Below are 13,891 nucleotides of genomic sequence, written 5' to 3'. Positions count from 1 at the left end.
CGACGGCGCTGGTTTCCCCTTGGCGCTTCATCGAACGCCGCTGGCCCCCACCCCAACCCTCCCCCGGAAGGGGAGGGAGCAAAGACCATGAACGCCCTGCTCGACACCCAAGTCCTCAAGGCCTTCTACGGCGACGCCCAAGCCCTCTTCGGCATCGACTTCACCCTGACCCAGGGCGAACTCGTCGCCATCATCGGCGCCAACGGCGCAGGCAAATCGACGTTCCTCAAGAGCCTCACCGGGCTCGTGCGCGCGCCCCGCGAAGCGATCCGTTTCAAGGGCGAGCCCATCGGCGGCCTGCCGCCCGGCGAGATCGTCCGCCGCGGCCTCGCGATGGTCCCCGAAGGCCGACGCTTATTCCCCAGCCTCAGCGTCGAAGAGAACCTGCTGATGGGCGCCACCGCCAACCGCAAGGGCCCCTGGAACCTGCAGCGCCTCTATGCCCTGTTCCCCATCCTTGCCGAGAAACGCCATCAGCCCGGCACCTCGCTCTCGGGCGGCCAGCAGCAGATGGTCGCGCTCGGCCGCGCGCTCATGAGCAACCCCGAGGTGCTCTTGTGCGACGAGCTCTCGCTCGGCCTTGCGCCCATCGTCATCCGCGAGATCTACGCGGCCATGCCCACCATCACCGGCGAGGGCATGACGGTGGTCATCGTCGAGCAGGACGTGACCATGGCGCGCCAGGTGTCGCAGCGCATCTACTGCTTCCAGGAAGGCCGCGTGTCGCTCGAAGGCAAGTCCGCCGACCTTACGCGCGAGCAGATCTCGCAGGCCTACTTCGGCATGGAGGCGTCCCATGCTTGAAACCCTGGTGCAGGGCGTGCTGCTCGGTGGCCTCTACACGCTGTTCGCGCTCGGACAGTCGCTGATGTTCGGCGTCATGCGGCTCACGAATACAGCGCAGGGCGACTTCATCATCCTCGGTGCTTTCGCCGTCATCGCGGGCGTCTCGTTGACCGGCGATGCCGTGCCATGGCTCGTCGCACTCGCGGTGCTGCCCATCGCCTTCGCGTTCGGCTACGCGCTGCAGCGCTACGTGCTCAACGGCACGCTGGGCAAGGACCCGCTGCCCTCGCTCGTCGTCACCTTCGGCCTGTCGATCGTCATCCAGAACCTGCTGCTCGAACTGTTCTCGGCCGACCCGCGCGCCATCGAGACGAACGGGCTCAGCACGCAGGGCGTGGCGCTCGGCGATTCGCTCTCGCTCGGTGTGCTGCCGCTGATCGTGCTGGCCATCGCGGTCATCGCGACGGGCGCGCTGCAGTGGCTCTTTGCGCGCACCGCGCTGGGCCGGTCGTTCCGCGCCGTGTCCGACGACCGGGAGATCGCTGAGCTCATGGGGCTCGATGCGAAGAAGGTCTACGCCTTCGCGACCGCCATCGCCTTCGTGCTGATCGCCGTCGCGGGTGCGCTGCAGGGCATGCGCACGACGGTGTCGCCCTCGGACGGCCCGCTGCTGCTGCTCTTCGCCTTCGAGGCCGTGATCATCGGCGGCATGGGCTCGTTCTGGGGCACGCTGGCCGGCGCGATGATCCTGGGCATCACGCAGCAGATCGGCTTCCGGCTCGATCCGGGCTGGGGCATCTGGTTCGGGCACATCGTGTTCCTGGTCGTGCTGGTGCTGCGGCCGCAGGGGCTCTTTCCAAAGACACGCGGATGACGAACATGCCTCCAACCCTCATTGCCGTGGAGCGCGCCACCGCCGCGAGCCGCACCGCGCTCATCGCAGGTATCGCACTCGTGCTCATCGCCGCGAGCCTGCCGTTCTGGGGCGAGTCGAGCTGGATGCGCGAGTTCGTCGAGATCGCCTGCTACTTCATCTTCGCGATGATGTGGAACCTGCTCGCGGGCTACGGCGGCATGGTGAGCATCGGGCAGCAGGCCTTCTTCGGCTTCGGCGGTTACGTGATGCTGATGCTGGGCAACTTCGCGGGCGTCGATCCATTCGTCGCGATCCCGCTGGGCGCGCTGGCAGCGGGGCTCGTCGCGGTGCCCGTGTCGTTCATCGCGTTTCGCCTCTCGGGCGGGTACTTCGCGATCGGCACCTGGGTCATCGCCGAGGTGTTCCGCCTGAGCTTCGCCAACGTGTCGGCGGTGGGCGGCGGTTCGGGCACCACGCTCACCGCGCTGCGCGGCATCGAGAAGGCCACGCGCGAGCGCACCACCTACTGGATGGCGCTTGCCTGCGTGGTCGCGGCCATCGCGCTCGTGTACCTGTTCCTGCGGAGCAAGCGCGGGCTTGCGCTGCTCGCGATTCGCGACAACGAAGTCGCGGCCGAATCGCAGGGCATTCCGGTCGCACGCATGAAGCTCGCGGTGTACGTGGTCGCGGCCTTCGGCGCGGGGCTCGCGGGCGCGCTCTATTTCGTGGGCAACCTGCGCATCAGCCCAGACGCGGCCTTCAGCGTCAACTGGACGGCCTTCGCCATCTTCATGGTGGTCATCGGCGGCATCGGGCGCATCGAAGGGCCGCTGGTGGGCGCGCTCATCTTCTGGGCGCTCAACAAGTTCCTGAGCGACTACGGCACCTGGTACCTGCTGGGGCTCGGGCTGCTCGCGATCGTCGTCACGCTGTTCTTCAAGCAGGGGCTTTGGGGCTACGCGCAGCAACGCTGGGGGTGGTCGCTTTTTCCGACGCAGCGGCGATTGCTCGGCGTGCCCTCGAAGCGGTAGGGGGTTGTCGCATCGATGCAAAACGCGGCGCGCAAACCGACTTCGGACTTGCGCGGTGCAGCACGATCCGGTAACGTTATGAAACAAAGTGGTGACATTTCATCACTTCTTTTCACCGCTCTGGAGTCCCCCTTGACGATCACCAAACGCCGCTTGCTCGAAGCCGGCGCCGCAGCCGTTGCCTCATCGCTTTTCGCGCCCGGCGCGTGGTCCCAGCAGAAGCCGGCCGCCGAAGCCGCATGGCCCACCAAGCCCGTTCGCATCCTGGTGGGCTTTCCCGCCGGCGCATCGCCCGACCTCGCAGCCCGTGCCATTGCCGAGCCGCTCGCCAAGATCCTGCGCCAGCCGGTCACGGTCGAGAACAAGCCCGGCGCGAGCGGCAATCTCGTGGCCGACCAGGTGGCCAAGGCCACCGACGACCACACCATCGGCGCGCTGATCAACGGCAACCTCACCATCGCCAAGCTCCTGAATCCTGCGATCCCGTTCGACCCCGAGAAAGACTTCGCGCCGGTCGGCATGGTCGGCACCGCGCCGCTCGTGCTTGCGGTCTCCGGCAAGGCGACCGGCAAGACGCCGGCCGAACTGCTGCTGTGGGCGCGCAACCTGGGCGCGGGCGGCAAGTACGGCACGCCCGGCGTGGGCACCGTGGGCCACCTGGGCATGGAGCTGCTCAAGAGCCGCGCCGCCATCACCGCGCAGCACAAGCCCTACACCGGCAACCCGCAGGTGATCGCCGGCCTGCTCGGCGGCGAGATCCAGCTGGCCCTGTTGCCGCCGGGCCTGGCCCTGCCGCACCTGGCATCGGGCAAGCTGAAGGTGATCGGCGTGACCTCGCCCGAGCGCAGCCCGCTCGCGAGCGAACTGCCCACCATCCGCGATGCCGACGTGCGCGGCGCCGACCTGGAGATCTGGACCGCGCTGGCCGCGCCTGCGGGCATGAACAAGAACGCGGTCGCCAAGCTCAGCGCGGCGCTGGCCGAAGTGACCAGCATGCCCGACGTGGCGCAGGCGCTCCTCAAGACCGGCTGGCAGGCGCAGCCCGGCACGCCCGAAGCGCTGGCCCGCCGCATGCGCGCGGACACGGCGCGCCTGGGCGGCGTGATCATCATGAAGGGCATCCACTCGGAGGCTTGACTCGCCCCCGGGCTGCGCGGCACTTCGTGTCCGCTTCGCCTACCCCCTGCTGGGGGGCAACACCTGAGGCCCGGCGAAGCCGATTCCTCGGTGTTTCCGGCCTTGGGCCCCGTGCGCGAGCAGCCTAGAGAAGCCGCGACACCTGCCGCGCCGCATCGATCAGCGCCGGCAGCATCGTCTCCTGCATCACCTTCGCGCTGGTGCGGTTCGCCTGCCCGCTGATGTTGAGCGCGGCCACCATGCGACCCTGCTTGTTGACGATGGGCGCGGCCACCGAGATGAGCCCCTCTTCCAGCTCCTGGTTCACCAGGCACCACTGCTGTTTGCGCGCCTGGGCCACCTTGGCCATGAGCGCGTCGATGTCGGTCACCGTGTGCTTGGTGAGCGGCTCGATGCTCGAGGCTTCGAGCCGCGCGCGCACCTCGTCGTCTTCGAGGTCGGCCAGGAGCAGCCGGCCCAGCGACGTGCAGTAGGCCGGCAGGCGCGAGCCCACGCCCAGGCTGATGTGCATGATCTTCTTGGTCGGCACGCGCAGCACGTAGACGATGTCCGTTGCATCCAGCACCGCGGCCGAGCACGACTCCTGCACCTCCTGCACCAGCGCCTCCATCACCGGTTCGGCGCGGTTCCAGATCGGCATCGACGAGAGGTAGGCAAAGCCCAGGTCGAGGATGCGCGGCGTGAGCGTGAAGAGCTTGCCGTCGGTCACCACATAGCCCAGCGTCTGCAGCGTGAGCAGGATGCGCCGCGCGCCCGCCCGCGTGAGGCCGCTGCCGGCGGCGACTTCGCTCAGCGTCTGCCGCGGCGCGCTCTCGCTGAACGAGCGGATCACCTGCAGGCCGCGCGCGAACGACTGCACGTAGCTGTCGCCGGGGGCGGGCGACTCGGGCGCGGCGGGTTGGATTGTCTGGGTTGCCATGGGGAGCGATCCTCTCTAGAATTCATTATACGAACAAATGTTTTGTATGCGAACATTTCGGGCCACCCACTTCCCGATCCTTTTTCGTTTCACCCGGAGACAAGCTTCATGATCAACAAGATCGCGCGCTCGGTCGCCGATGCCCTCGCGGGCATCCCCGACGGCGCCACGGTTCTCATCGGCGGTTTCGGCACCGCCGGCATTCCCGGCGAACTCATCGACGGCCTCGTCGAGCAGGGCGCCAAGGACCTCACCGTCGTCAACAACAACGCCGGCAACGGCGAGACGGGCCTGGCGGCGCTGCTCAAGGCCGGCCGCGTGCGCAAGATCATCTGCAGCTTCCCGCGCCAGGCCGACAGCCAGGTGTTCGACGGGCTCTACCGCAGCGGCAAGCTCGAGCTCGAACTCGTGCCCCAGGGCAACCTCGCCGAACGCATTCGCGCCGCGGGCGCAGGCATCGGCGCCTTCTTCTGCCCGACCGGCTACGGCACGCAGCTCGCGGGCAACCGCGAAACCCGCGAGATCGGCGGCAAGCAATACGTGCTGGAGTACCCCATCCACGGCGACGTGGCGCTCATCAAGGCCGAGCGCGGCGACCGCTGGGGCAACCTGGTCTACCGCAAGGCCGCGCGCAACTTCGGCCCGGTGATGGCCATGGCCGCGAAGAAAACCATCGCCACCGTGCACGACATCGCCGAGCTCGGCACCCTCGACCCCGAGACCGTCGTGACCCCGGGCATCTTCGTGCACCAGGTGGTGCGCATCGAACGCGTCGCCACGCAAGCTGGTGGCTTCAAGAAGGCAGCATGACCATGGCATACACACGTCGCACCAAAGACCAGTTGGCAGCCCGCGTCGCGCAAGACATCTTCGACGGCGCCGTCGTCAACCTGGGCATCGGCCAGCCCACGCTCGTGGCCAACCATCTGCCGGAGGGCCGCGAGGTCATCCTGCAGAGCGAGAACGGCATCCTCGGCATGGGCCCCGCGCCCGAGGCCGGCGAAGAAGACTACGACCTCATCAACGCCGGCAAGCAGCCCGTCACGCTGCTGCCGGGCGGCTCGTTCTTTCATCACTCCGACAGCTTCGCGATGATGCGCGGCGGCCACCTCGACATCTGCGTGCTCGGCGCATTCCAGGTGTCGGCCACGGGTGACCTGGCCAACTGGCACACCGGCGAGAAAGACGCCATTCCCGCCGTCGGCGGCGCGATGGACCTGGCCATCGGCGCCAAGCAGACGTGGGTGATGATGGACCTGCTCACCAAGCAGGGCACGAGCAAGCTGGTGCAGGAATGCACCTATCCGCTCACCGGCATCGGCTGCGTCAAGCGCGTGTACTCCGACCTCGCCACGCTCGAATGCACGCCGCAGGGGCTGAAGCTCGTCGACCTCGTCGAAGGCCTCACGCGCGAAGAACTCGAGAAGCTCGTCGGCCTGCCGATCGCCGCCTGACCCGCTCATTCAATCAATCGAAGAGACACAGCACATGACCAACCAAGCCTTCATCTGCGACGCCGTTCGCACCCCCTTCGGCCGCTACGGCGGCTCGCTCAGCAGCGTGCGCACCGACGACCTGGGCGCCGTGCCGCTGCGCGCGCTGATGGAACGCAACAAGAACGTCGACTGGCAAGCCGTGAGCGACGTGCTCTACGGCTGCGCCAACCAGGCCGGCGAAGACAACCGCAACGTCGCGCGCATGTCGGCGCTGCTTGCGGGCCTGCCGCTGGAGCTGGGCGGCGCGACCATCAACCGCCTGTGCGGCTCGGGCCTGGATGCCGTGGGCACCGCGGCCCGCGCGATCCGCGCCGGTGAAGCCGGCCTCATGATCGCCGGCGGCGTGGAAAGCATGAGCCGCGCGCCCTTCGTCATGCCCAAGGCCGAGAGCGCCTTCAGCCGCAACAACGCGGTGTACGACACCACCATCGGCTGGCGCTTCGTCAACAAGCTCATGAAGGCGCAGTACGGCGTCGATTCCATGCCCGAGACGGCAGAGAACGTGGCCACCGACTACAAGATCGAGCGCGAGGCGCAAGACCTGATGGCGCTCAACTCGCAGCTGCGCGCCGTGGCCTCGCAGAAGTCCGGCTTCTTCGATGCCGAGATCGTGCCCGTCACCGTGCCCCAGAAAAAGGGCGACGCGATCATCGTCAACAAGGACGAGCATCCGCGCGAGACCAGCCTCGAATCGCTCGCCAGACTCAAGGGCGTGGTGCGTCCCGACGGCACCGTCACCGCCGGCAATGCCAGCGGCGTGAACGACGGCGCGTGCGCGCTGCTGCTGGCCGACGAAGCCAGCGCCGCCAAGCATGGCTTGACGCCCCGCGCCCGCGTGGTCGGCATGGCCACCGCCGGCGTCGCGCCGCGCGTGATGGGCATCGGCCCCGCGCCCGCCACGCAGAAGGTGCTGGCGCTCACCGGCCTCACCATCGACCAGATCGACGTCATCGAACTCAACGAAGCCTTCGCCGCGCAAGGCCTGGCCGTGCTGCGTCTCCTGGGCCTGAAGGACGACGACGCGCGCGTGAACATCAACGGCGGCGCCATCGCGCTCGGCCACCCGCTCGGCGCGAGCGGCGCACGCCTGGCCACCACCGCGGTGAACCAGCTGCACAAGGGCGGCGGCCGCTACGCGCTGTGCACCATGTGCATCGGCGTGGGGCAGGGCATTGCCGTGATCCTGGAACGCGTCTAATGGCGATGGTCGGCCTCGCGCGACGCGAGCTGCTGCTCGGCCTTTTCGCAGCAGCGGCGGGCCTGCCTGCCTACGCGCAGGCAGATGCCAAGCCCATCCGCATCGTCGTGCCCTTCGCGGCCGGCGGCGGCAACGACGTGTTCGCGCGGCAGATGGCCAAGGGCCTCGGCGAGCTGCGCAAGTCCGGCGTCATCGTCGACAACAAGCCCGGCGCGGGCGGCAACCTCGGCGCCGAGCAGGTGGTGCGCAGCACGCCCGACGGCAGCACGCTGCTGCTGGGCCACACCGGCACCGTGTCGATCAACCCCGCGCTCTACAAGGGCCTGAAGTTCGACGCACGCAAAGACCTGGTGCCCGTCGCGATGTTCGCCTCATCGGCGCTCGTGCTCGTGGTGCCCGCCGCATCGAAGGTGCGCAGCGTGGCCGACCTCGTGGCTGAGGCGAAGGCGCGGCCCGGCATGCTCGACTACGCCTCCAGCGGCAGCGGCACCGGCGGGCATCTGACCGGCGAACTGTTCGCGCAGCGCACCGGCAACAAGCTCAATCACATTCCCTACAAGGGCACCAACCCTGCGCTCACGGATCTTGCGGGCGGGCAGGTGCAGATGATGTTCAGCGTCATCCCGCCCGCGCTCGCGCTCGTGAAAAGCGGCCGGCTGCGCGCCATTGCCGTCACCGGCAGCAAGCGCCTGCCGTCGTTGCCCGACGTGCCCACCGTGGCCGAGTCGGGCCTGCGCGAACTCGCGGGCTTCGAGAGCACGCTCACCTACGGCATCCTCGCGCCGCGCGGCACGCCCGATGCGTTCGTCAAGGAACTTGCCGCGCAGATGCTGAAGGTGGCGGGCGAGAAGGAATTCCAGTCGCGCCTGGACGTGGAAGGCGCCGTGCCCTTGCTCGGCGGGCCTGCCGACTACGCGGCGCTCATTTCGCGGGAGAGCGCGATGTGGGCGGGCATCGTCAAGAGCTCCGGCGCGACGGCGCAGTAGCAGAACTGTCGCGGCGCATTCGCCGCGCAGCCCGCATCGGACGGGCGGAGCAAAAGTTTCAAACCAAGAGAACCGAAAGAAGAGGATCAGAGGATGAAGAACACAAACGCAACGCGCCGCAGCATCGGCGTGGCCGCAGCACTCGCGCTGGCCACTGCCGCGCTGGCACCCGTTACCGCATCGGCGCAGGCCGCGTTCCCCACCAAGCCCGTGCGCATCATCACGCCGTTCCCGGTCGGCGGCGGGCCGGACGGCGTCGCGCGCCTGGTGGCCGACAAGCTCTCGCGCGCCTGGGGCCAGCCCGTGGTGGTGGAAAACCGCCCGGGCGGCAACGGCTTCATCGCCATCGACGCCTTCAAGCGCGGCGCGAAAGACGGCCACGACATCATCGTGCTCGACAACGTGCACCTGGCCGCGTACCCCGCGCTCTTCAAGAAGCTGCCCTACGACAGCGCGAAAGACTTCGACACGCTGCTGCCGCTCTTCAAGACCTACTTCTTCTTCACCGTAGCCACCAACAGCAAGTACAAGACCGTGGGCGACCTCATCGCCGACGCCAAGGCCAACCCCGGCAAGCTCGACTACGGCTCATGGTCGGTCGGCAACCCGGTGCACCTGGGTTCGGAGCTGTTCGAGTCGGCCACCGGCACGCAGATGGAACACATCATCTACAAGGAAACCACACAGCTCTACACGTCCGTGGCCACGGGCGAGCTGGCCTTTGCGCTGGGCAGCAGCGCCACCGCCGGCCCGCTGCAGCGCGCGAACAAGCTGCGCTTCCTGGCCGTGGCCGCGCCCCAGCGCAACGCCGCCTTCCCCGACGTGCCGACCGTCGCCGAATCGGGCGGCCCCAAGGGCTTCGAGGTGATCGGCTGGAACGCGATTGCCGTGCCCAAGGGCCTGCCCGCCTCGGTGACCGAGAAGATCAAGCGCGACATCGAGAAGGGCCTGGCCGAACCCGATGTGCTGGAGAAGTTCAAGAGCTTCGGCTATGAGCCGTTCCCGACGACGCGGCCGCAGTTCGATCAGTTCGTGGCGAGCGAGACGAAGCGGTTTGGGGACGTGATCAAGAAGGCGAACGTTTCGCTCGACTGATCGCAGCGCACACCCGGCCTGTCACTCCGCCCGGCCCGCGCGGAGTGACAAAACCGAAGCCGCGAATTTACAATTGCTGACGAATTAAGTTGGCCGAGTTCCGTGAAGGGTCGCGCAGTCGATCGCACGCGGAGTACAGGGGGAGGCCGATCCGCGCGGAGTGGTGTCGCGTGATGCCGCTGCGTTGCTGCAGCGGCAGTCGGTCGCCGCTCCGAGAACAGCAACGCTCTCGGTCCTCGGTATGAAACATTCGGCTGGCTCCGGCTCCCTGCACGCTGCGCGTGCGCCATTTCATCGCCCCCTTCGCTTCTGGCTCCTGGCCTTGCTGCTGGGCTGCTCGGCCCTCCTGTCCGCATGCGGCGGTGGCGGCGGCTCCTTCAGCTTCGTCGGCCTCGGCAGCTCGGGGCAGGTCGGCAATCCGCCCGGCCAGCCCACGCGGCCTCCTGCGGGCCTCGCTTACGCGATGACTTCCGCCGTCTACGAATTCGGCCAGCCCATCGTGCCGAACCAGCCCAGCGCCAGCGGCGATGCCGTCACGCGCTACAGCATCGAGCCGGCGCTGCCCGCGGGGCTCGTGCTCGACGCGGCCACCGGCGTCATCAGCGGCACGCCCACCGCGGTCACCCCGCACGCCATCTACGTGGTTACCGCCGAGAACGCAGCCGGCAGCACGACGGCCCGCGTGGAGATCGAGGTGTGCCAGACCCCCGCGCTCCCGGCCGGCCTCACCTACCGCGAAAGCGCCGTGGTCTACACCGTGGGCGAGGCCATCGCAGCGAACGCGCCCAGCAGCAGCGGCGGCCCGATCGCCGGCTACACCATCGCGCCGGCGCTGCCCGCAGGGCTCGCGTTCGATGCGCAGACCGGCGTCATCAGCGGCACGCCGACGGCAGTCGCCGCGCAGGCGACTTACACCGTCACCGGCACCAACGCCGCGGGCGCCGTCACCGTCACGCTGCAGCTCGAAGTGCAGCCGGCGCTCATCGCGCCCGCGAGCGTCGACTACAGCACGCCCAAGGTGCTGTACGTCGCGACCGAAGCCGTCGTTCCCAACACCGCGCAGACGACCGGCGGACCGGTGGCCAGCTTCACCGTCGCGCCCGCGCTGCCCGCAGGCCTGAGCCTCAATGCGCAAACCGGCGCCATCACCGGCACGCCGGCCGCGCTGCAGTCGCTGGCGACGTACACCGTCACCGCGAGCAACGCGGCGGGTTCGGCGCAGGGCGTGGTGAAGATCGCCGTCACGGCGCGCGGCAGCTGGGTGCCCACGGCGACGGTTCCCGGCGCACGGCACTACTTCTCGCTCACGAAGCTGCCTGACGGCAAGGTGCTGGCGGCCGGCGGTTTCACGGCGGGCGGCGTCGTCAATTCAGCGGCCCTCTACGACCCCGCGGCCGGCACCTGGGCGCCGACTCCTCCGATGCTCTATGCGCGCAACGGTCACTCGGCCACGGTGCTGGCAAACGGCCGGGTGCTGGTTACCGGCGGGAGCGATTCGGCGCGCAACGGCGTGCTGCCGGCGGAAATCTACGACCCCGTCGCCAATACGTGGACCGTGACCGGCAGCATGGCGGAGGGGCGCGAGTGGCATACCGCGGCGCTGCTGCCGAACGGCAAGGTTCTGGTCGTCGGCGGCCACACCTTGAACCCGTCGCTCGCCTTCTCGCAGACGGCCGAGCTGTACGACCCGGCCGTTGGCACCTGGACGACCGCAGCGATGCCGTTGACGACCGCGCGCAGCCAGCATGCGATGGAACTGCTGCCCGGCGGCACCCATGTGCTGGTGATCGGCGGCGTCAACCGCCAGGGCTTCGTGAACACCGCTGAAGTTTTCGCGGTCGATGGCACCGGCACGACGGCAATGCCGATCAGCATCACCGGCAACCTCTTCCGCTCGGCACTGCTGGCCGACGGCAGCGTGCTGGCCCTGGCCGACGGCAGCACCACCGCGATTCGCTTCCACCCCGCGACCTCGACGTGGACGACGAGCACTTTCAGCGCGTTGCGCTCCATCCCCATCCTCACTGCCCTTGCCGATGGCCGCGTGCTGATGGCCGGCGGCTCCAGCCTGGCGACCGCGGAGGTGTTCAACCCCGATTTCGATGTCTGGACGACGGCGGCACCGATGGCAACGGAGCGCAGGGCTGCTTCGGCGGTGTTGCTGAATGACGGACGCGTGCTGGCTGTGAGCGGGTTTTCGAACACCTGGCCTACCGGGGAGGTGGATGTGTCGGAGATTTACTTGCCTTGATCTGGCGCTGTGCGATGGACCTCGGCGATTGCCGAGGTCAGCAAATTCCGTAGTCGGATAAATCGAGTAGTTCTGAGCTGCAGGGCAGATCGCAATCAGTCGGCCTATTTCCGGCATGCCGGAAAAATCATTTATCGCGGGCAATCGGCCAGCTGGAGCGCGCTGGTCAATTCCCTCTAGGGCAAAGCGAGATAGAGAGAGAGGACGGCTCCGTTTTCTATCTCGCTTGAAAACTCACCCACCACTTGGCCCTGAGTGGGGTTGGAAGCGTGGAACAGGAATTTAGAACAGTCCGTCTTCCCGAAAGCTGCCGTAGGCGCCATCTCCAATGATGATGAAGTCCTGCAGCGGCATTTCCAGCAGCTTCCCAACTTCGACGAGCCGACTTGCAATTGCGATATCCGCTTGCGAGGGCTTGCAGGTGCCGGACGGGTGGTTATGAACCACGATCAATGAGCTGGCCCTCGCAAGAATCGCATTCCGGTAAATCTCCGCCGGGTCCATCAGCGTCTGCGTCCCCGTCCCAATCGCAGCAAGCTCCCAAGAAAGAATCTCTAGCTGCGGATTCAAATGAAGCACGACGACCTTCTCCTTGGTCTCGTCCTGCATGTCCTTGAACAGCGCGAACACCTGTCCGGGGCTCTCGACGGGCTTGTTCAGCAGGTCGTCGTCCACCCGCTTCCTCGTGAACGTGACCTTGAGTTCCTTCAGGTAAGCCATTTCAGTTCCTCCGTCGAGCGGTGTCCGCGCATTTGATAGTGCGCGGATTGTGCTGCACGCACCCTGTTGCAGCGCCATCGCCGAAGGGTGTCGCCGGCGTGTTCACACGCCCGTGACTGCAAGGCCGCTGAAGCACTTGTTACTTCTTGACGCCATTACCGGGTACCCCACGCAAAACGGGCTTCTTCGAGAGGCAAAGCGGTACCGGGCCACAAAAATCCGGCGCATTTGGGGTACTCCAGCCCGGGTATATGCGTAACCGCTACGCGTACTTACATTTTTGACTTGCAAGTGAGAAATCAACGGCGTGCGGAGGAGGAGCAAGCAATTGCTGCTGCATTCGGGCGCCCAGCCCGATCAATGACAGCCAAACACGTTGAAGCCATGAACAAAATCTTCCGGACCCTTTGGAATCCGACCCTCGGCACTTTTATCGCCGCGCCGGAAATTTCGCGTGGGCATGCGCGCTCTGCATCCAGCGGGGGCGGCGTGCGCGCGGTGGCCGCCGCGGCGGCGCTGTTGGTCTGCGCCGCGCCGGTGGTCGTGCTTGCGGCGGGCGGCGCGGGCGGCCAGCCCGTCGGCGAAACGACGCTGAACGGGGGCGCCGGCGGCAGCGACGGTGCCGGCGGCAACGGCGGGCTCAACGACACGACGATCGGCGCGTTCGGCGGCACGGGCGGCTCGTCCACGCCGGCCGGCGCAACCGCGGGGGGCAATGCGAACACCGTAGGTTTCGGCGGCGCAACGCCGGGCACCGGCGGCGCGGCGGGTGCGGCCAGCACGCCCACCGGCCCGGGTGCGTTCCAGGGCGACGCAGGCGGTGCGGGCCAGGCGCAGACGGGTGGCCCGGGCGCCGGCGACGGCTACGGCGGCGGCGGCGGAGGGGGCTTCCGGGGCGCTGCGATCGCCAACAACATTTCGAACTCGGCCGACAGCTACACGGGCGGCGCCGGTGGCGCGGGCGGCAATGGCTACTGGGCCGCCGGCGGCGGCGGCGCGGGCGGGTACGGCTCGATCCTCAACGGCCCGCTCGGCAACTACACGGCCACGGGGTCGTCCATGGGCGGCGCGGGCGGGCAGGGCGGCAACGCGTTCTCGCAGGGCGGCGGCGGCGGCAGCGGGGGCGGCGGGTTCTTCCTGGGCTCGACCAACCCGGGGCTCACCGTGAACAGCACCGGCCCCATCGCAGGCGGTGCGGGCGGCGCGGGCGGGGCCGAACTGCCGGGCTCGCGTGCCAATGCCTCGGGCGGCGGCGGCGGCGCGGGCGGCATCGGCGCAACGCTCACGGGCGTGGCCGTCACCTTCGGCAACGCCGGCGCGATCAGCGGCGGCGCCGGGGGCGTTGGCGGTGCGGCCGGCGGCGGCGCGGGCGGCACGGGTTCGCCAGGCAGCGGCGGCGATGGCGGGGCGGGCCTC

13 protein-coding genes are annotated in these 13,891 nt (G+C 68.2%); 11 read left to right on the top strand and 2 right to left on the bottom strand.

Annotated elements, in window-relative coordinates; translation table 11 throughout:
- The first annotated feature begins 87 nt into the window (after positions 1-87).
- From RT97_RS28580 to RT97_RS28565, 4 genes are all read left to right on the top strand, one after another.
- On the top strand, positions 88-804 hold the full coding sequence (locus RT97_RS28580) for an ABC transporter ATP-binding protein (protein WP_042582241.1): 717 nt from the start codon (positions 88-90) through the stop codon (positions 802-804).
- Entirely contained in the window at positions 797-1,660 is an 864-nt protein-coding gene (locus RT97_RS28575; protein WP_042582240.1) for a branched-chain amino acid ABC transporter permease, read from the top strand. Before RT97_RS28580 ends, RT97_RS28575 begins: the two co-directional genes overlap by 8 nt.
- Before the next feature lie 5 nt (positions 1,661-1,665).
- Positions 1,666-2,673: a branched-chain amino acid ABC transporter permease gene (locus RT97_RS28570; protein WP_253278333.1), complete on the top strand. Its 1,008-nt coding sequence runs from the start codon at positions 1,666-1,668 to the stop codon at positions 2,671-2,673.
- Positions 2,674-2,805: 132 nt separating this feature from the next.
- Positions 2,806-3,810, top strand: a complete 1,005-nt coding sequence (locus RT97_RS28565) for a Bug family tripartite tricarboxylate transporter substrate binding protein (RefSeq protein ID WP_042582238.1) — start codon at positions 2,806-2,808, stop codon at positions 3,808-3,810.
- 124 nt (positions 3,811-3,934) lie between these two features.
- Here RT97_RS28565 and RT97_RS28560 read toward each other — a convergent pair whose 3' ends face one another.
- Complete coding sequence (locus tag RT97_RS28560; protein WP_042582237.1) at positions 3,935-4,729, bottom strand: IclR family transcriptional regulator domain-containing protein; 795 nt, start codon at positions 4,727-4,729, stop codon at positions 3,935-3,937.
- Between the two features lie 108 nt (positions 4,730-4,837).
- Between RT97_RS28560 and RT97_RS28555 the strand changes: the two genes are divergently transcribed.
- From RT97_RS28555 to RT97_RS28530, 6 genes are all read left to right on the top strand, one after another.
- Positions 4,838-5,539 (top strand): 3-oxoacid CoA-transferase subunit A, encoded by a 702-nt coding sequence (locus RT97_RS28555; RefSeq protein WP_042582236.1) that lies wholly within the window; start codon positions 4,838-4,840, stop codon positions 5,537-5,539.
- Positions 5,536-6,183 carry a 3-oxoacid CoA-transferase subunit B gene (locus tag RT97_RS28550; RefSeq protein WP_042582235.1) on the top strand — a complete coding sequence of 216 codons (648 nt, stop codon included), beginning with the start codon at positions 5,536-5,538 and terminating at the stop codon, positions 6,181-6,183. Before RT97_RS28555 ends, RT97_RS28550 begins: the two co-directional genes overlap by 4 nt.
- A 34-nt stretch (positions 6,184-6,217) precedes the next feature.
- Positions 6,218-7,423, top strand: coding sequence for a 3-oxoadipyl-CoA thiolase (gene pcaF / locus RT97_RS28545; RefSeq protein ID WP_042582234.1), 1,206 nt, complete (start codon positions 6,218-6,220; stop codon positions 7,421-7,423).
- Complete coding sequence (locus RT97_RS28540; protein ID WP_042582233.1) at positions 7,423-8,409, top strand: Bug family tripartite tricarboxylate transporter substrate binding protein; 987 nt, start codon at positions 7,423-7,425, stop codon at positions 8,407-8,409. Before pcaF ends, RT97_RS28540 begins: the two co-directional genes overlap by 1 nt.
- Positions 8,410-8,502: 93 nt before the next feature.
- Positions 8,503-9,504, top strand: a complete 1,002-nt coding sequence (locus RT97_RS28535; protein WP_042582232.1) for a Bug family tripartite tricarboxylate transporter substrate binding protein — start codon at positions 8,503-8,505, stop codon at positions 9,502-9,504.
- Positions 9,505-9,745: 241 nt separating this feature from the next.
- Positions 9,746-11,755, top strand: coding sequence for a putative Ig domain-containing protein (locus tag RT97_RS28530; protein WP_042582231.1), 2,010 nt, complete (start codon positions 9,746-9,748; stop codon positions 11,753-11,755).
- A gap of 282 nt (positions 11,756-12,037) precedes the next feature.
- Here the strand turns inward: RT97_RS28530 and RT97_RS28525 are convergent, their stop codons facing one another.
- Positions 12,038-12,475, bottom strand: a complete 438-nt coding sequence (locus tag RT97_RS28525) for a JAB domain-containing protein (RefSeq protein ID WP_052810782.1) — start codon at positions 12,473-12,475, stop codon at positions 12,038-12,040.
- Positions 12,476-12,859: 384 nt separating this feature from the next.
- Between RT97_RS28525 and RT97_RS28520 the strand changes: the two genes are divergently transcribed.
- The coding region (locus RT97_RS28520; protein ID WP_042582242.1) for an ESPR domain-containing protein at positions 12,860-13,891 on the top strand (1,032 nt) is incomplete at its 3' end.

It is taken from the genome of Variovorax paradoxus, from assembly GCF_000834655.1.
Taxonomy (GTDB): Bacteria; Pseudomonadota; Gammaproteobacteria; order Burkholderiales; family Burkholderiaceae_C; genus Variovorax; species Variovorax paradoxus_F.
This window is presented reverse-complemented; position numbering and strand designations above follow the sequence as displayed.

What these genes read in the sequence shown, in the direction of transcription:
- RT97_RS28580 (WP_042582241.1), top strand. Translation starts at nt 88, where the DNA reads ATGAACGCCCTGCTCGACACCCAAGTCCTCAAGGCCTTCTACGGCGAC.
- RT97_RS28575 (WP_042582240.1), top strand. Translation starts at nt 797, where the DNA reads ATGCTTGAAACCCTGGTGCAGGGCGTGCTGCTCGGTGGCCTCTACACG.
- RT97_RS28570 (WP_253278333.1), top strand. Translation starts at nt 1,666, where the DNA reads ATGCCTCCAACCCTCATTGCCGTGGAGCGCGCCACCGCCGCGAGCCGC.
- RT97_RS28560 (WP_042582237.1), bottom strand. Translation starts at nt 4,729, where the DNA reads ATGGCAACCCAGACAATCCAACCCGCCGCGCCCGAGTCGCCCGCCCCC.
- RT97_RS28555 (WP_042582236.1), top strand. Translation starts at nt 4,838, where the DNA reads ATGATCAACAAGATCGCGCGCTCGGTCGCCGATGCCCTCGCGGGCATC.
- RT97_RS28550 (WP_042582235.1), top strand. Translation starts at nt 5,536, where the DNA reads ATGACCATGGCATACACACGTCGCACCAAAGACCAGTTGGCAGCCCGC.
- pcaF (WP_042582234.1), top strand. Translation starts at nt 6,218, where the DNA reads ATGACCAACCAAGCCTTCATCTGCGACGCCGTTCGCACCCCCTTCGGC.
- RT97_RS28540 (WP_042582233.1), top strand. Translation starts at nt 7,423, where the DNA reads ATGGCGATGGTCGGCCTCGCGCGACGCGAGCTGCTGCTCGGCCTTTTC.
- RT97_RS28535 (WP_042582232.1), top strand. Translation starts at nt 8,503, where the DNA reads ATGAAGAACACAAACGCAACGCGCCGCAGCATCGGCGTGGCCGCAGCA.
- RT97_RS28530 (WP_042582231.1), top strand. Translation starts at nt 9,746, where the DNA reads ATGAAACATTCGGCTGGCTCCGGCTCCCTGCACGCTGCGCGTGCGCCA.
- RT97_RS28525 (WP_052810782.1), bottom strand. Translation starts at nt 12,475, where the DNA reads ATGGCTTACCTGAAGGAACTCAAGGTCACGTTCACGAGGAAGCGGGTG.